This window comes from Synechococcus sp. W55.2 (genome assembly GCF_047461635.1).
Lineage (GTDB): Bacteria > Cyanobacteriota > Cyanobacteriia > Thermostichales > Thermostichaceae > Thermostichus.
Map to the genome: position 1 here is coordinate 1 of NZ_JANSHM010000064.1, position 16,367 is coordinate 16,367.

Consider the following 16,367-nt stretch of genomic DNA (forward strand, 5'->3'; position numbering starts at 1 on the left):
TTTGGAAACAAACAGAATGCTATCGCTGCATAGTTGAACAGTGATGTTCAGCAGTGTTCAGCGTAAATGTATCAGATTCATGATGGCCCAATAAGGGATCCCCACAGCAATGCTATCGCTTCTGACCATTCCACCGTAGCTCCGTAGGTATCGCCCGTGTGTCCTCCCAACTGGCGGTAGATCCAGTAGCCCACGGCCCAAGCCCCCAGGGCGGATCCCAGCGTCCAGAGCAGCAAAGGGGGCCAAGCCAAGATCCCAGCCCAGCCCAACCCCCCGGTGATGGCCAGCACAAGCAGAGTGCCCGGCCACAGGGATCCCGGCAGGGAAGTGGAGTCTTTGAGGAAGCGGGCGGATCCCTGCTCTCGCAGATAGGGGTACAGGGCAATGGCGAGCAACTGGCCCCAACGCCCCCAGGCGGGCACCAGCAGCAAGAGGGGCCAAGCTCGAACGCTGCTCAGGGCAGCAAATTTCAGCAGCAGCAGCAGCACCAAGGCCAGTACCCCATAGGCCCCGGTGTGGCTATCGCTCATCACCTGCAGACGGCGACGGGATCCCTGCAAGTCAGATTTTTGCCCATCCTCAGTTGACCGTTCCGGATCCCCTTTGTAAGGATTCTTGTGGACATTGATCGCCAAGCCATCGGCAGTATCGGCCACCCCGTCCAGGTGCAGCCCACCGGTCAAGAGAACCCACAGGGCCAAGAGCAAAGCGGCCCGCACCGGATTGGGGAAAATCTGCAGCAGGATCCCAGCCAGGGAGAGGATCCCGCCCAGCAACACACCTACCCCTGGCAGCCAGGCGGCAATGCCCTCAAACGGCAAGTCTCCGACCCACCCCAGAGGCAGGGCCGTGTAGAAAGTCAAGGCTGCCCAGAAGCGCCGCAATCGCTCAGTCCTTGAGTCTGTGTAAAGGGATCCGCCAATCCAGCCCTCTGGGAGAGAAAATAGGAATCCTTGCGAACGGTGCGCCCCACCACAATGGTGAGCTTGACAATGGTGAGCTTGGCCACCAAAGCTCCGATGGCGCCCACCGCGGCCAACACCAGAAAGAGGGCTGCTTTTTCAGAAAGACTGGGATCCGCGGAGTCTGGTTCGAGTTCATGCTGAAGATCCTCCATCGCGCGGGTTGGCAGTTCCAACTCAGTCTGCCTTAGGGGGCCGGGAACTCTCTTGGATCCCTTGCCCCGGCTCTCCCTGAGAGCTAGAAGGAATGGGCCCCAGAGTCACCGGATGTATTCCTTCAACACGCTGTTGCGGTTGGGGTGGCGCAACTTGCGCAGAGCCTTAGCCTCGATCTGCCGGATTCGCTCACGGGTGACATTAAAGATCTGGCCGATTTCCTCCAGAGTTTTCATGCGGCCATCATCCAAGCCGTAGCGCAACTTCAACACATCCCGTTCGCGGGCGGTGAGGGTTTCCAAAACGCTTTCCAGATCTTCTCTGAGCAAGACTTTGGCCACCCGATCCTCCGGCGTCTCCCCATCTGACTCGATAAAGTCTCCCAGCCGAGAATCCTCTTCCTTGCCGATGGGGGTTTCCAAAGAGATGGGAAGCTGGGCCGACTTGGCGATAAAGCGCAACTTCTCGATGGTGATCTCCATGCGGGTGGCGATCTCCTCTTCGGTGGGCTTGCGGCCCAATTCCTGGGAAAGCAACTTGGTTACCTTTTTGATGCGGGAGATCGTCTCGTAGAGGTGGACAGGCAGGCGAATGGTGCGGGATTGGTCGGCAATGGCACGGGTGATGGCCTGTCGAATCCACCACGTCGCATAGGTGGAGAACTTGTAGCCCTTCTCGTGGTCGAATTTCTCGGCTGCCCGAATCAGGCCCAGGGATCCCTCCTGAATCAAATCCTGAAAAGACAGGCCCCGGTTCATGTACTTTTTGGCGATGGACACCACCAAACGCAGATTAGACTGCACCATCTTTTCTTTGGCCCGCCGCCCCCGATGCAACCGCCGCCGAAATTCCGGCAAGGACATCTTGACCTCTTCTGCCCAGAGGGTGTCCGGCACCTCTTCTGGGTCTGACCAGAGGCCCATACGCTGAAAAACGGCCTCGCGAGCGCGCTCTAGCTCCAGCAGATCGGCAATTTTTCGGGCTAGCTCGATTTCTTCATCGGCCCGCAGCAGCCGGATACGCCCAATTTCTTGCAAATAGACCCGGATAGAGTCATCGGTGTAGGGCTTTTTCTTACTGGCCGCCTTGCGCTTTGAGCGACCTTTGGCACCGGCGGCGGCAGTCTCTCCATCCTCCTCTGCTGCCTCTTCGTCGTCGTCATCCTCATCAAAAGCATCAGTGTCACCGGTATCCAGTTCGCTCTCGAGGGTATCTGTCTCGGTGTCCAACTCCAGGGCGCTGGAAGGTGGATTTTCCAGATCCGGTTCGAGAAGAGCTGTTTTACCCGATTTCACCAATTCCTTTGCTTGAGCCATGCTGAGTTCCTCGTGATCCTAATCACAGACAACTAAAGGTGACTAAGGGAGCTTAGACGCCAAAGGGAGAGGAGCAAGTTGCAGCTCTGCTGCATCCCACAACGCCAGAGTGAGGGAGCCGATATCCGCAAGCCAAAGCCTGACTTGCCCTAGGCCAGCCTGCCCGCTTCTGAATAACCGATTGCTCGGGTCAATCTGGAAGCAGATATCGCTCATGGAGCTCAACTGAACTGGCGCAAGACTCGTCTTGATGGACGGGGCCTCTCGAGGTGGCGAAAGGTGGATCTTTCTCTTCGCCAATCCTGCGACGAGGTGCGAGGCACTTCACTGGGGGGGCAGAACATTCAGCACCTCAACCACTCCAACCCGCGAGGAGAAGATCGCTCTACAGCAGGCGGCAAGTGACCCTGGGAGGAACACTTGCGAGCAACTGTAGCCGTTCACACCAAAACGTCTTCCCTAAATTAGCCCGACCTGGGGGAAACAGCAACGGGGCAGGCAAAGAAAATGTTAAATTCACCTCAACAAAGGCCAAGATGGGATCCCTGGCCCCTCGGCCTAGTCCGAGCAAATGGCTCGATGCTAACTTAAATCAGGCTCTAGGTCGATGACACCCTGCCTGACTTTGACTTCTATGACCCATCCCTTCCTGCAGCATCTCCAGGAACGTGTGATTGTCTTTGATGGGGCGATGGGATCCTCCCTCCAGGCCCAGAACCTGACGGCAGCGGATTTTGGTGGGCCGGAGCTGGAGGGTTGCAACGAGATGCTGGTGCTGACCAAGCCGGAGGCGGTGGAGCGGGTACACCGCGGCTTTCTGGAAGTGGGGGCCGACGTTGTTGAGACCAATACCTTTGGGGCCACCTCCATCGTTTTGGCCGAGTACGGGATCCCGGAAAAAGCCTACGAGCTGAACGTGGCGGCGGCGCGACTGGCCAAGCGGGTAGCAGCCGAGTTTGCGACGCCGGAAAAGCCCCGTTTTGTGGCCGGCTCCATTGGCCCCACCACCAAGCTGCCCACCCTGGGGCACATCAGCTTTGATGAGATGCGGGCTGCCTACGAGGAGCAGGTGCAGGGGCTAGTTGACGGTGGGGCGGATCTGCTGATCATCGAGACCTGCCAGGACATTTTGCAGACCAAGGCGGCCCTGGTGGCCGTGCAGCAGGAGTTTGCCCGACGCGGGATCCGCCTGCCGGTGGTGGTGTCCCTTACCTTTGAGGTACAGGGGACGATGCTGGTGGGCACGGAGATCGGGGCGGCCCTGGCCATCCTGGAGCCCTATCCCATCGATGTGCTGGGCCTCAACTGTGCCACTGGCCCAGACAAGATGGTCGAACACATCCGCTATCTGTCCCGCCATTCTCCTTTCCCCATCTCCTGCATTCCCAACGCCGGCCTGCCGGAAAACATCGGCGGCAAAGCCCACTACAAGCTCACGCCGGAGCAGTTGCGCTTCCACCTGGAGCACTTTGTGCGGGATCTGGGGGTGGCAGTGGTGGGAGGCTGCTGTGGCACCCGTCCCGAGCACATTGCCGCCTTGGTGGAAGCTGTGCAGGGGCTGCGGCCTAAACGCCGCTCCGTCGAGCACATTCCCGCTGCTGCCTCGATCTACACGCCCCAGCCCTACCTGCAGGACAACTCGTTTTTAATCATCGGCGAGCGCCTCAACGCCAGCGGCTCCAAAAAGATGCGGGAGCTGCTCAACGCCGAAGACTGGGACGGCCTGGTGGCCCTGGCCCGCGAGCAGGTGCGGGAGGGAGCCCACATCCTGGACGTGAATGTGGACTACGTGGGCCGGGATGGCGTGCGGGATATGCGGGAGCTGGTCTCGCGGCTGGTTACCCAAATCCCAATCCCCCTGATGCTGGACTCCACCGATTGGCAAAAGATGGAAGCGGGCCTCAAGGTGGCGGGGGGCAAGTGCCTGCTCAACTCCACCAACTACGAAGACGGGGAAGAGCGCTTCTTCAAGGTGCTGGAGCTAGCTAAAACCTACGGCGCCGGGGTGGTCATCGGCACCATCGACGAAGAGGGCATGGCCCGCACCGCCGACAAGAAGTTCCAGATTGCCGAGCGGGCCTATCGCCAGGCGGTTGAGTACGGGATCCCGCCCTACGAGATTTTCTTTGACCCTTTGGCCTTGCCCATTTCCACCGGCATCGAGGAAGACCGTAGCAACGGGGCAGCCACCCTGGAGGCCATCCGCCGTATCCGCCAGGCTTTCCCGGAGACCCACATTCTCTTGGGCATTTCCAACATCTCCTTTGGGCTCTCCCCGGCAGCCCGCGTGGTGTTGAACTCGGTGTTTTTGCACGAGTGCCGTGAAGCTGGGCTGGATGCCGCCATCGTCAGCGCCGCCAAGATCCTGCCCCTGAACAAGATCCCCGCAGAGCAGCAGCAGGTGTGTCGGGATCTGATCTGGGATCGGCGGCAGTTTAACGCCGTTCGCGTTAGCGGGACGGAGTCCTCGGGCATTTGCACCTACGATCCCCTGGCGCGGCTGACGGAGCTGTTTGCGGGAGTTTCCAGCCAAGAGCTGCGGGCAGCCAGATCCCTGGCCACGCTGCCTCTGGAGGAGCGCCTGCGGCGGCACATCATTGACGGGGAGCGGATTGGCCTGGAGGAGACCCTGGCGGAGGCACTGCAGAACTATCCCCCCCTGGAGATCATCAACACCTTTTTGCTGGATGGCATGAAGGAGGTGGGGGAGCTCTTCGGCGCTGGCAAAATGCAACTGCCCTTTGTGCTGCAGTCGGCAGAAACCATGAAAGCGGCGGTGAAATACCTGGAGCCCTTCATGGAAAAGGTGGGAGGGGAAGTGTGCAAAGGCACTCTTTTGATTGCCACCGTCAAGGGGGATGTCCACGATATTGGCAAAAACTTGGTGGACATCATCCTCACCAACAACGGCTACAGGGTAATTAACTTGGGCATCAAGCAGCCGGTGGAAAACATCATCGAAGCCTATGAAAAGTACAAGGCCGACTGCATTGCCATGAGCGGCCTGTTGGTGAAATCCACGGCCTTTATGAAAGAGAATTTGGAGGTGTTTAACGAGCGGGGCATCACCGTGCCGGTCATCCTAGGAGGGGCGGCCCTTACCCGCCGCTTTGTGGAAGAAGACTGCCGCCAGACCTACAAAGGCCAGGTGATCTATGGCCGCGATGCCTTTACTGATCTGAACTTTATGGATCGGCTAATGCAGGCCAAGGCTGCTGGCCGCTGGGATGACCGGCTGGGTTTTCTGGATGACTTGGAGCAGGGATCCCCCTCTGCCAACGGCCAAAAAGAAGCTGCTTCCACTCTTCTAGAGGAGACAGATCCCACCCTGCCTGCTCCAGAGGTGACTGTGGGTGCTACTCCTGCCCTTGCCATCTCGGCTGGCAACGGCGGAACGGAGACCCCACCCCCAGACACCCACCGCTCCGAGGCGGTTGCCCTCGAGACCGAACGGCCTATCCCGCCTTTCTGGGGATCCAAACTTCTCGCCTCGGATCAGATCCCCTGGCCAGAGGTCTTCTTCTACATCGACAAGCAGGCCCTGGTAGCCGGCCAGTGGCAGATTCGCAAGCCCCGCGACCAGTCGGCGGAGGAGTTTGCCGAGTTTATCGCCACCCAGGTGGATCCGGTGATCGAGCGCTGGAAGGAGCGAATCCTGGCTGAGGATCTGCTGCACCCCCAAGTGGTCTACGGCTATTTCCCGGCGCAGGCGGAAGGAAATACTCTAATCCTGTTCGACCCGGCCAGCTTCCCGGAGCTGTTTGCCCTGGAGCCCGACTCCACCACCTACTTCCAACTGCCGACGGTCGAGCGGCCCCAGCTTTCTCCCCAGGTGCGGGAGCTGGCCCGCTTCACCTTCCCCCGCCAAAAAACCGGCCACCGCTACTGTATCGCTGACTTCTTTGCCGATCGCTCCACTGGCCTAGTAGATGTCTTCCCCATGCAGGCGGTTACGGTGGGCCCAGAGGCCACCGCCTATGCCCAGCGCCTCTTTGCCGAGGGCCAGTACACCGACTACCTGTATTTCCACGGCCTGACCGTGACCTTGGCAGAAGCCTTGGCCGAGTGGTGCCATGCCCGCATCCGGCGGGAGCTGGGGTTTGGCCACGAAGATAGCCCCGACATCCGCAAGATCCTGCATCAGGGCTATCGGGGATCCCGCTACAGCTTCGGCTATCCCGCCTGCCCCAACATCGCCGACCAACGGGTTCTGCTGCAGGTGCTCCAGGCCGAGCGCATTGGCCTGACCATGGACGAGAGCGATCAGTTGGATCCGGAACAGTCCACCACCGCCATCGTTGCTTACCATCCGGCAGCCCGCTACTTCAACACTTAGGCTTAGGCCCTCATCTCCAACCTCTCTCAGGGGGAGAGGGGGAACTGTCGAGAACGGCTAGCGGGATCCCAGGCGGGAGCGGCTGTTCGCGTCAGCGGTGCGGAGCACTCCGCAGGGGGAAGCCCACGACCAAGATCAAGGTAACCAGAATGATCAAGGTGGAGAGGGCATTGATTTCCGGGGTAACTCCTCGTCGCGCCGTGCTGTAGATCAAAATTGGCAAGGTCAGGCTCTCCGGCCCACTGGTAAAAAAGGAGATGACAAAATCATCTATCGAAAGGGTAAAAGCCAGCAAAGCGGCAGCTTGGATCCCTGGCATGGCCAAGGGCAAGGTGACATAGCGTAGCTTTTGCCAGGTGTTTGCATAGAGGTCATAGGCTGCTTCTTCCAGGGCGGGATCCAAAAGTTGGAGACGGCTGCGCACCACAATAGCCACAAAAGCAATCTGAAACGTAATGTGGGCCAAGATCATCGTCCCCAAGCCCAGCTCAAAGAGGCCCGTGTAAAAGCGCACAAACTGGTAGAACAGCAGCAGCGCGATGGCCATCACAATATCGGGGACGATCACCGGCAACAGCATCAGCCCCTGCAGGATCTTTTTACCGGGGAAGCGATAGCGATACAGCCCATAGCCCAGCAGGGATCCCAGCAGCGTGCTGACCAGCGTGCTGACCAACGCCAGGACGAGGGTATTTTGCGTGGCCTGCCAGACCAGGGCATTCTGAAACAGGGAAAGGTACCAATCGAAGGTAAAACCTGTCCACGCCAGGCCAAAGCGGGCTCGGTTAAAGGAGTAGACGGCGATCAGCAGAATTGGCAGGTAGAGAAAGCCATAGATGGCATAGCTCACGCCCCGCAGCCAGGTGGGTATCCTTGCCAACATTCGGCCAACATTCGTGTGTGGTATCTCAGTTGTCTCTATCCCACTGTAGAGCAGACCGCCAAAATTGCAGCAACTCCCTAGGCTTTATACATCAGCCTGCAACCCTGTCTATCACGCCAAAGTCCGTGCCAATGTGAGGTTATCTGTGGCTGGATTTGTTGAATTGATGATGGGATCCCTGAAGCTGTAAAGACGGCAATCAAAGAACGTGAGCCAAACGAAATGTTTTGCTGTTCGCGTTAGGGGGACGGAGTCCTTGCCTTATTCGGGCAACCCGATACCTGTGACTGGGAAATTGGCAGCACAGGCATTCCCCAACGCCGGCAGTGGGCACTTCCGCGAGGATTGCTAAACTTAGGCTCGGAGTGGTGTGAAAAAGCTGCAACCCATGCCCAAAAGCAGTTCTGGTCGTCTTCGAGAAAAACAAAATCCAGAGGAACCGCACGCGAAAACCAAGGATATGTCTCGGCCTGTCGGTCGCGTCAGCGGGACGGAGTCCAAACCGTTGCGGTGGGGCAATACAGCCTACTGGGAGGCGGTTGGGTTGATGTTGCTAGGGATCCTGCTGATCGTCTATCGCTGGCGGGGCACCCTGCTGATGTTGATCAATCCCGGCTACGTGAATGTGGCGTTGTTGGCCGGGCTGTGTCTGTTGGGCTTGGGGATTGGCCGTTGGCGAGGAGCCAAAGTTGCCTCTTCTGAAGTCCATGCCTCACTATTGGGGCCGCGGCTGGGCGCAGGACTGTTGATCCTGACAGCACTGCTGGGGTTTTGGGTCGAGCCACGACCACTCTCCAGCCAAACTGCCCTCAACCGAGGGGTATCTCCCTATCTGGGGGTATCTCGTAGCCAGCCGCAGGCTTTTCGCCCCAAGCTCGACCCGCGTCAGCGAACTCTGCTGGACTGGGTGCGCACCTTGGATGTCTACCCGGATCCCTACACCTATGAAGACCAGCCGGTGCGGGTGCAGGGGTTCGTCATTCCTGACGAGCGACCCGACCACTTTGTTATTGCTCGGTTTTTGGTTAGCTGCTGTGCTGCCGATGCTTACCCTGTGGGCTTGCCGGTGCGCTGGCCAGAGGCAGAGCAGTTAACTGCCGACAGTTGGCTGCGTCTGGAGGGGCGCATGGCCGTGGAGCAGCGGGATGGATTATCTCAGTTGGTGATCGTTGCCGAGCGGCTGGAGCCGATACCGGTGCCGGCCAATCCCTACGCCGACGAGTGAGAGTAGGCGCTCAGATATCGGTTTCGCTCAGCTTGGCGCTCAGGTAATCGAAGGGCTCGGCCACAAAGCTGTAGTCTTCGCCGGAGCCAAGCAGCTCCAGGGTGCGGGTTTTCATGTTTTGGATCCCAATCACCGTCGGGGCGATGGGCACACCGAGGGAGTTGTAGGTCTCCCGCAAGCCCGCCAACACCCGCTCATCCAGAATGCTGTTATCGGCAGCCACCAGCGCGTAAGAAGCGTAGCGCAAGAAGTAGTCCATATCCCGCAAACAGGTGGCGTAGCGGCGGGTGGTGTAGGCGTTGCCTCCCGGACGAATGAGATCTGGCACCTGGGCGAACATGGCCGCAGCAGCCGTTTTGACGATATCCACTGAGTTGAGATTGATCACGTTCACGGCCTTGATGCGCCGCAGCCCCGAGTCATAAAAAGCCTTGAGCGCATCCATTGCCTCCCGATCCAAGTAGCGGCCCGTCAGGTCGTAGGTTTTGATCAGTGTGGTTACGGCATCCCGCATATCCCCAGCTCCATTCTTGTGACTTTATTTTGTAAAGTAGCTTGAGATGAAAAAATGAGAAGAGATTTTGCCGGACAACATCCAAAGGTCAACCTTGGAAAATCGAGCCAGAGCCCGGCAACGGCGACGCTTTAGGCTCCCCTTCGCCCTCAGAAGTTTAGCATGCAGGGGTTTCTTTCCCACTTCCCTCTGAGACAATGGCCAATGTTGTTACAAAAATGTAACCTTTCTGCAACACTCTAGGGATCCGGCGACAACACCCGCAGCGGCTTGAGCTGGCCTGCCTGACCATACCCCAAGCCCAAAAACTTGCCCGCCTCGTCCAGCACCCGCAAAGTAGGGGCATCGACAACAGGCCGGTCGAGGAGAATGGCCCGACCCTGCAGCCACTGCTTCGCTTCGGCGGAAGAGAGCTGTACCGCACCCCAATCGGCAAATCCCCACTCGATGGGCAGCAGGGCAGCAGCCGGATCCGCGGATCCCTGCCATTTCTCCAGGGGCAGGCTTTCTGCGATGCGAAAGGGGCCACTTTGCAGCCGTCGCAGCCGGCTCATCAGCCCTCCACAGCCCAATTTTTCCCCCACATCGCGGGCAAGGGCACGAATGTAGGTGCCGGGGCCACAGGCAACTTCCAGATCCACTTCCGGAAAGTCTCCGGCTCGCCAGCCCAGGATGCGCAGTTGCCGAATGACCACCCGTCGGGGTTCCAACTGGAGTTCCGCAGCCTCTACGCCGGCCCGGGCCAACTGGTAGAGCTTTTTCCCCTGGCGCTTAAGGGCGCTGTAGAGGGGCGGTACCTGCCAGATCTCGCCGGTAAACTCCCGCAAACACTGCTCCACCTGCTCGCGACTCAACCCAGGACAAGGGGATCCCAACCGGATCTGCCCTTCAGCATCGTCGGTGTCGCTACGCTGTCCAAATCGGAAGGTTGCTTGATACACCTTATCTCCCGACAAAAACGACAAAAAGCGTGTTGCCCGTCCCACCGCAATCGGCAAAACCCCCGTTGCCGCCGGATCCAAGGTGCCCCCATGCCCCACCTTGCGGGTGCGCAAGACCCGCCGCACCACTGCCACACAGTCGTGGGAGGTGAGCCCCGCCGGCTTGTCCAGGTTGAGAAAGCCCTCCAGGGATCCCATGCCAGGCATCAACATGAATCAATTAGTAGTTAAGATTTGTAACTGAACTGCTCCAGCGCTTAACATGGGGTTAACTTCCGTCTCTGAGTTTGAAGCACCCATGGCCCAGTCTGACCTGTCCTCTCAGCCTATCTGGCAACGCCTCCTGATGATTGCCCCCTTTTTCCTGTGGGGCTCAGCAATGGTGGTGATGCGAGACGCCCTCTCCGAGACCACCCCCCTCTTTATTGCCATTCTGCGGTTGTTGCCGGCAGGGATCCTGGTTCTGGCCTTTCGGCTCTGGCAGGGGCGGGGCTCTGCGGCCTCTCACGCCTGGCATCCCAGAGGGCTGCGCGGCTGGCTATGGGTGTTGGCGTTTGCGCTAGTGGACGGCACTTGTTTTCAGGGATTTTTGGCCCAAGGGCTGAAAGAGACAGGGGCAGGCCTGGGATCCGTGCTCATTGACTCGCAGCCGCTGGCGGTGGCTCTGATGGCCACCTGGTTTTACCGCGAGCGGATGGGATCCCTAGGCTGGCTGAGCCTGGGGCTGGGAGTTTTCGGCATTGGCCTCATCGGCCTATCCGGCGAGGGATCCCTGCAGTTGGGGGCCGGCGTCGTTTGGATGTTGATGGCCTCCCTGTCGATGGCAGTTGGCACCGTGATGATGCCCAAGGTGGCGGAGGTGGCAGATCCGGTGCTGGCGACGGGCTGGCACATGGTGTTGGGCAGCCTGCCCTTGATCCTGCTGTCGGGACTGACGGAGACTCAGCAATGGCAACACCTGAGCGGAACCCACTGGCTGGGCCTTCTCTACGCTTCGGTGATGGGGAGCGCCTTGGCCTATGCCCTCTTCTTCTATTTCGCCTCTCAGGAAAACCTCACCGAGTTCAGCTCCCTGACCTTCCTCACCCCCATCTTTGCCCTGCTGTTTGGCAGCACCTTTCTGGGGGAATCGCTGACGCGGCTGCAATGGCTGGGAGTGGGCATCACTCTGGTCTGTGTGTACTTGATTAACCACCGGCAAGAATGGCAGGAGCGCCTCCACCTGGGCTGGAAAGGGATCCTCTCAGAGCTGGGTTTAGACTGGCTGGTGAGCGCCTTGAGCACCGTCGAGATCCGCGATGGCAACCCCGACTGATCAAAGCTTGGGCAGGGATCCCTTAGGGGGGCAAGAGCCCCATGGCCTCTCTCACCGTTTTTAGCGTTTGCTCGGCGATGGCCCGGGCCTTAGCGGCATTCTCCCGTATCAGAACGAGCAGGTGGTCCGGGTTGCTCCACAGTTCCCGGTAGCGCTGCTGAATGGGCTGCAGGGCGGCGATGATGCTGTCGGCGAGGAGGGGCTTGAACTGCCCCCACCCCATCTCGGCACACTCAGCCGCCACCACCTCCTTGCTTTTGCCGGAGGTGAGCATGTAAATCGTCAACAAATTGTGGGCTTCGGGACGAGCCGGATCGTCAAAGGCAATGCCCCGAATGGGATCGGTCTTGCATTTTTGGATCTTCTTGCGGATGGTATCTGGGTCATCCAGCAGATGGATACGGCTGAAATCCGAGGGATCCGACTTGGACATCTTGCGCGTACCATCGGTCAAGCTCATTACCCGCGCCCCCTCCGGACGAATCAGGGCCTCTGGGATCAGAAACACCTCTCCAAAACGGTCATTGAAGCGGCGAGCGATGTCCCGACACAGCTCAATATGCTGCCGCTGATCCTCCCCCACTGGCACATACTTGGGTTGGTAGAGCAAAATATCCGCCGCCTGCAAAATCGGGTAGCTGAACAAGCCAACGCTGGTCTCCTCTCCCTGTTTTTCTTTCTTCTCCTTGTATTGGATCATGCGCTCCGCCCAGTTCATGGGGGTGATGGTGTTGAACAGCCAGGCCAGCTCCGTATGGGCAGGCACGTGGGACTGGACGAATAGCACGCAATGCTCCAGGCTGAGACCGCAGGCCAAATAAAGGGCAAACAGCGAACGGGTTCGCTCCCTCAGCAGCTTAGGATCCTGAGGAACGGTGATGGCGTGTTGATCGACGATGCAAAAAAAGTTCTCGTAGTGCTCCTGCTCGGCCACCCAGTTTTTAATTGCCCCCAAGTAGTTGCCCAGATGCAGTTCGCCAGAGGGCTGAATGCCAGAGAGGGTGCGCGGCTTGGCCATAGGGAAAGCAAATCTCAAACGCCAACAAGACGGAGGACAAGAGCAAGGAAAGTCTTTTTCAGGATATCAAGAGAGGCGCAACCCGTTGGTTCATGATGGAAAAAAGACGCCCAACCCCACACCATGTTAGACTCAGAACCCGAACTGTTACGTGCTGCCAACCACTATGTGCTGCTGATCCCGGGCTTGCCGGAGCAATTTCTCAGCCCCGAGGAATTGCAGGAGTTTCTCATGCGGCTGTTGCAGGAACATCCCCACTTGGTGGATGCAGATCTGGCCCGCTATCCCACCCCTCAAGCGCAGGCACAGCGGCTGATCGACACCGCCTGTGAGCTCGAGGTTTACCCCGGCGAAACTGTGCAGTGGCATCCTGTGCGCCTGAGCAAGCGCTCTTCGACACAGTCTTGACAGGTCGGAAGTTCCTTGACAAGGCCGTTTGTGGCCTCGTCGCGACAGCGTTGCAGTTCCCCTGCCGTAGCCTGAGACAGAGCCCTCATGGAGTTGTGTTTCGGATCCCGCCTTGGGCGTGATACAACGCAAGAGTAGAGATCCTTAGTCCTAAACTTAAAAGGGGTCAGCCATGCCGCGCAGCATGAAGAACGACAACTTCATCGACAAAACCTTCACCGTCATGGCCGATCTAATTCTGAAACTGCTGCCAGGGGTGAGTTCCGAGGAAAAGAAAGCCTTTGCCTACTACCGGGATGGCATGGCCGCTCAGAGCGAAGGAGAATACGCCGAGGCCCTAGAAAACTACAGAGAAGCCCTTGCCCTGGAGCAAGGGGAAGAAGACCGCAGCTACATCCTCTACAACATGGGCCTGATCTACCAGAGCAACGGCGAGCTTGACAAAGCCCTCGACCACTACCACCAAGCTCTGGAGTTAAACCCAAGACTTTGCTCTGCCCTGAACAACATTGCCGTGCTGCTGCACCACAAGGGCGAGCTGAGCCTGCAAGCCGGGGATGAGGAAACAGCAGAGTCCCTGTTCGACGAGGCTGCCCAGTACTGGATTCGGGCCATTCGCATTGCCCCCAACAACTACATCGAGGCCCAAAACTGGCTGAAAACCACCGGGCGCGCCAACCTGGAAGTGTACTGAGCTTTCCTGCAGAAGGACTCCGTTCCGTTAACGCGAACGGTTGATCTCGGCTACCCTGGGCTAAGTCAAGTCGATAATCTGGGAGCCGGAGGAGAGGATGCTGAAACGGGAAGAAGTCCAACATGTTGCTCACTTGGCTCGTCTGGAGCTGACCGAGGAGGAAGAGATCCAGTTCACAGAGCAGCTAGCAGACATCTTGGCCTACGTGGAGCAACTGAAGGAGCTGGACACGGAGGGGGTAGAGCCCACCTTTCACGTCCTGGACATGGAACTGCCCACCCGCCCCGATGAAGTCGAGCCCTACCCCGATATCGAAGGGATCCTGGCCAACGCCCCTGACCGGGCAGACATGTTCTTCAAGGTGCCCCGCATTTTGGAAGGGGAAGACTGACATGGGTCGGCAGGGATTCGAACCCTGGGCCAATCGGTTAAAAGCCGAGTGCTCTACCGCTGAGCTACCGACCCAAGTTTGCAGCTTCGTCATATTAGCAAAGCTTCTGTCACATTCGCAAAGGTTCTGGCCGTATCCCCAAAAATCTTGCTATGCTGGACTCAAGTCAACCCTGGGGCTGTAACGGTTTCGACGGGGTGGCGAACATGGGTTCATGATGCAGGTCGGGATTGAGCTTATCCCGTTACCACCAGGCTCAAAACAGTACGTGCGAACAACGTCGTACCCTTTGCTCGTAAAGCGGCTGCTTTGGCTGCCTAAGGCTCAGTAACCGAAAACTTACTCTGAGCTCGAGGATCTGCTCACGACCCCGTTAAGTGGGCGGATCACAACCCCAACGGGTGCAGCTCTCTACTCCGGCTCCGTCGAGGGAGAGACTAAGATTAGGCGGAGAACTCCCATCGCTGGGATCCAAACGGCGATCCCCGCCTCGAGGGTCAAAGAGGCTAAACCTGTGAATGAGTGATCCCTCAGTACCCATCTCGGACACGGGTTCGACTCCCGTCAGCTCCATCTCCCAGCAGTTAACTACGAGCCAAAAACTGCCAGCTTTCAGCCATGCCCTAGGAGCAGATCCTGCTCAGTTTCTAAAGGTTTTACGGAGCGTGGGCGAGTTTGATGACAAGGTGCCGGTTTTTGTCCACCGCAACCCAGCCCTGCTGGCGAAAGCGGTTTAGGAGACGGGTAATGGTGACCCGGGTAGTGCCGATGGCATTGGCCAAGTCCTGGTGGGTAAGGCGCACTTGCAGGCGCACCCCTGTTGCAACCGGGGATCCCAGCTCCACAGCCAAAAGGGAGAGCAACTGGCGCAGCCGATCCTCTACCCGCCGCCGTCCGGCCAAGGCGAGCAATGCTTCGGTTTGGCGCAGCCGACGCACCACCTGCTTGAGCAGCCCTTGACTCAGGATCTCTGAGGCTTCCACCTCTGCTGCCGGCAGCCGCAGCACATCAACTGCCGTCAAAGCCTTAGCTTGGTAGGGATCCAGCATCGTCAGAGGGGATCCCAGGGGCATGGAAGGGCCGGCAAGCCCCAACAGCGCCTCACCACCGTTGGGATAGAGGGTGGTCAACTGTACCACGCCCCGACAGACGATCACCCATTCCTCAGGAAACAGAGGGATAACCTGGCCAGGAGTGTAGGGAGATAAACTGCGGCTTCGGTAGAGGTCTTCTAGCAGCTGGCGCTCCCGTGTGGACAGGCCGGCAGCAAAATGGCTAGGCATTGCTTCAGGCATAAGCTGGCTCCGCTAGGGAAACTGGGTGCACCGGTCGTTGGGCTCCCCCTTGCAAACCAACAGCAATGGGCTGGCCGTCAATGCTGAGGTGGGGGCGAGAGATAAGTGTTCCCGACAACACCTTAGCGCTTGCCTTCCAGCCTGAGGTAAAGGCAAAGTTATGCACAGGTTAAGTGTGGCTGCCTCGAGAGAAGAGACAAAAGGAGAACCCGGCAAAGCTGCAGGGATCCGGATCCGGTAGGATCGGAAGCAGGGTGCTCCGCACCGCCGACGCGAAAGTGTTCAAGCCCTCAGGAGATCTGTCGTGACGCTGATGGTTCGTGTGATTACCCCCGACCGCACGGTTTGGGATGCCCCCAGCGAGGAAGTGATCCTCCCTGCCACTTCGGGCCAATTGGGCATTCTCACTGGGCACGCCCCCCTCTTAACTGCTATCGGCAATGGCGTTATGCGGGTCAAAGCCGATGGAAAGTGGTTGGCCATTGCGGTCATGGGCGGATTTGCAGAAGTCGAAAATAACGAGGTAACCGTCCTGGTCAACCGAGCAGAGCGGGGTGAAAAAGTGGATAAGGCAGCGGCTCAGGCCCTCTTGGACGAAGCAAGCAAAGTTTTGAATACCAGCAGCGACAAGCAAGAGCGCTTGCAAGCCAAGTTGGATCAACAGCGAGCCAGGGCCTTGATCCAAGCTGCCGAGATGGGCAGCAAGACTGGAAGCTGACCCTGTCCCGGCGCGGGATCTGCAGATGGAGCTCAAGCTGCAGGAGAGATGGAGGGGCTGAGGCGCAGCCAGGGGGCCATTTTCGATCTTTGGGGATTGGCTTTGTTAGCTAGACCGGCGGGAAGCCCCGCCCTCCGTTAGTGACTAGTGACTAGTGGCTGGTCACTATCCACTCACCACTATCCAGGGTAAGGG

General features: G+C 58.6%; 16 protein-coding genes, 1 tRNA gene and 1 other RNA gene. 9 read left to right on the top strand and 9 right to left on the bottom strand.

What is annotated here, in order from left to right; translation table 11 throughout:
* Positions 1 to 77: 77 nt before the first annotated feature.
* From NW828_RS11425 to rpoD, 3 genes are all read right to left on the bottom strand, one after another.
* Complete coding sequence (locus NW828_RS11425; RefSeq protein ID WP_011433784.1) at positions 78 to 884, bottom strand: adenosylcobinamide-GDP ribazoletransferase; 807 nt, start codon at positions 882 to 884, stop codon at positions 78 to 80.
* On the bottom strand, positions 860 to 1,117 hold the full coding sequence (locus tag NW828_RS11430; protein ID WP_148202754.1) for a hypothetical protein: 258 nt from the start codon (positions 1,115 to 1,117) through the stop codon (positions 860 to 862). Before NW828_RS11430 ends, NW828_RS11425 begins: the two co-directional genes overlap by 25 nt.
* A 105-nt stretch (positions 1,118 to 1,222) precedes the next feature.
* On the bottom strand, positions 1,223 to 2,434 hold the full coding sequence (gene rpoD / locus NW828_RS11435) for an RNA polymerase sigma factor RpoD (protein WP_414383981.1): 1,212 nt from the start codon (positions 2,432 to 2,434) through the stop codon (positions 1,223 to 1,225).
* 279 nt (positions 2,435 to 2,713) lie between these two features.
* Here rpoD and NW828_RS11440 point away from each other — a divergent pair, with 279 nt between their 5' ends.
* Together NW828_RS11440 and metH are read left to right on the top strand one after the other, a co-directional pair.
* Positions 2,714 to 2,839, top strand: a complete 126-nt coding sequence (locus NW828_RS11440) for a hypothetical protein (RefSeq protein ID WP_414383983.1) — start codon at positions 2,714 to 2,716, stop codon at positions 2,837 to 2,839.
* 229 nt (positions 2,840 to 3,068) lie between these two features.
* Entirely contained in the window at positions 3,069 to 6,770 is a 3,702-nt protein-coding gene (metH, locus tag NW828_RS11445; protein WP_414383985.1) for a methionine synthase, read from the top strand.
* Between the two features lie 91 nt (positions 6,771 to 6,861).
* Here metH and NW828_RS11450 read toward each other — a convergent pair whose 3' ends face one another.
* Positions 6,862 to 7,620 (bottom strand): ABC transporter permease, encoded by a 759-nt coding sequence (locus NW828_RS11450; protein WP_414383987.1) that lies wholly within the window; start codon positions 7,618 to 7,620, stop codon positions 6,862 to 6,864.
* Positions 7,621 to 8,113: 493 nt separating this feature from the next.
* Between NW828_RS11450 and NW828_RS11455 the strand changes: the two genes are divergently transcribed.
* On the top strand, positions 8,114 to 8,878 hold the full coding sequence (locus NW828_RS11455) for a TIGR03943 family putative permease subunit (RefSeq protein WP_414383989.1): 765 nt from the start codon (positions 8,114 to 8,116) through the stop codon (positions 8,876 to 8,878).
* 10 nt (positions 8,879 to 8,888) lie between these two features.
* Here the strand turns inward: NW828_RS11455 and apcB are convergent, their stop codons facing one another.
* The gene (apcB, locus tag NW828_RS11460) at positions 8,889 to 9,392 is read right to left on the bottom strand and encodes an allophycocyanin subunit beta (RefSeq protein ID WP_011433791.1); all 504 of its coding nucleotides are present in this window, start codon (positions 9,390 to 9,392) and stop codon (positions 8,889 to 8,891) included.
* Between the two features lie 239 nt (positions 9,393 to 9,631).
* Positions 9,632 to 10,531 carry a tRNA pseudouridine(55) synthase TruB gene (gene truB, locus NW828_RS11465; RefSeq protein WP_414384001.1) on the bottom strand — a complete coding sequence of 300 codons (900 nt, stop codon included), beginning with the start codon at positions 10,529 to 10,531 and terminating at the stop codon, positions 9,632 to 9,634.
* 100 nt (positions 10,532 to 10,631) lie between these two features.
* Here truB and NW828_RS11470 point away from each other — a divergent pair, with 100 nt between their 5' ends.
* Positions 10,632 to 11,648, top strand: a complete 1,017-nt coding sequence (locus NW828_RS11470; protein ID WP_414383991.1) for a DMT family transporter — start codon at positions 10,632 to 10,634, stop codon at positions 11,646 to 11,648.
* Between the two features lie 22 nt (positions 11,649 to 11,670).
* Here NW828_RS11470 and trpS read toward each other — a convergent pair whose 3' ends face one another.
* Positions 11,671 to 12,666, bottom strand: coding sequence for a tryptophan--tRNA ligase (trpS, locus tag NW828_RS11475; protein WP_414383993.1), 996 nt, complete (start codon positions 12,664 to 12,666; stop codon positions 11,671 to 11,673).
* A gap of 123 nt (positions 12,667 to 12,789) precedes the next feature.
* Between trpS and NW828_RS11480 the strand changes: the two genes are divergently transcribed.
* From NW828_RS11480 to gatC, 3 genes are all read left to right on the top strand, one after another.
* Positions 12,790 to 13,074 (top strand): chlororespiratory reduction protein 7, encoded by a 285-nt coding sequence (locus tag NW828_RS11480; protein WP_414383995.1) that lies wholly within the window; start codon positions 12,790 to 12,792, stop codon positions 13,072 to 13,074.
* 172 nt (positions 13,075 to 13,246) lie between these two features.
* Positions 13,247 to 13,768, top strand: coding sequence for a photosystem I assembly protein Ycf3 (locus NW828_RS11485; protein WP_414383997.1), 522 nt, complete (start codon positions 13,247 to 13,249; stop codon positions 13,766 to 13,768).
* Positions 13,769 to 13,865: 97 nt separating this feature from the next.
* Positions 13,866 to 14,159 (top strand): Asp-tRNA(Asn)/Glu-tRNA(Gln) amidotransferase subunit GatC, encoded by a 294-nt coding sequence (gene gatC / locus NW828_RS11490; protein WP_414350806.1) that lies wholly within the window; start codon positions 13,866 to 13,868, stop codon positions 14,157 to 14,159.
* Between the two features lie 2 nt (positions 14,160 to 14,161).
* Here the strand turns inward: gatC and NW828_RS11495 are convergent.
* Positions 14,162 to 14,233, bottom strand: a tRNA-Lys gene (locus NW828_RS11495).
* Between the two features lie 100 nt (positions 14,234 to 14,333).
* Here NW828_RS11495 and ssrA point away from each other — a divergent pair.
* Positions 14,334 to 14,735: a transfer-messenger RNA gene (ssrA, locus tag NW828_RS11500) on the top strand.
* 80 nt (positions 14,736 to 14,815) lie between these two features.
* On the opposite strand, the gene NW828_RS11505 is transcribed toward ssrA, so the two are convergent.
* A complete protein-coding gene (locus NW828_RS11505; RefSeq protein ID WP_414383999.1) occupies positions 14,816 to 15,454 on the bottom strand; it encodes a Crp/Fnr family transcriptional regulator in 639 nt (212 codons plus the stop codon).
* Positions 15,455 to 15,758: 304 nt separating this feature from the next.
* On the opposite strand from NW828_RS11505, the gene atpC reads away from it, so the two are divergent.
* Entirely contained in the window at positions 15,759 to 16,172 is a 414-nt protein-coding gene (gene atpC, locus NW828_RS11510; protein WP_011433800.1) for an ATP synthase F1 subunit epsilon, read from the top strand.
* Positions 16,173 to 16,367: the final 195 nt, after the last annotated feature.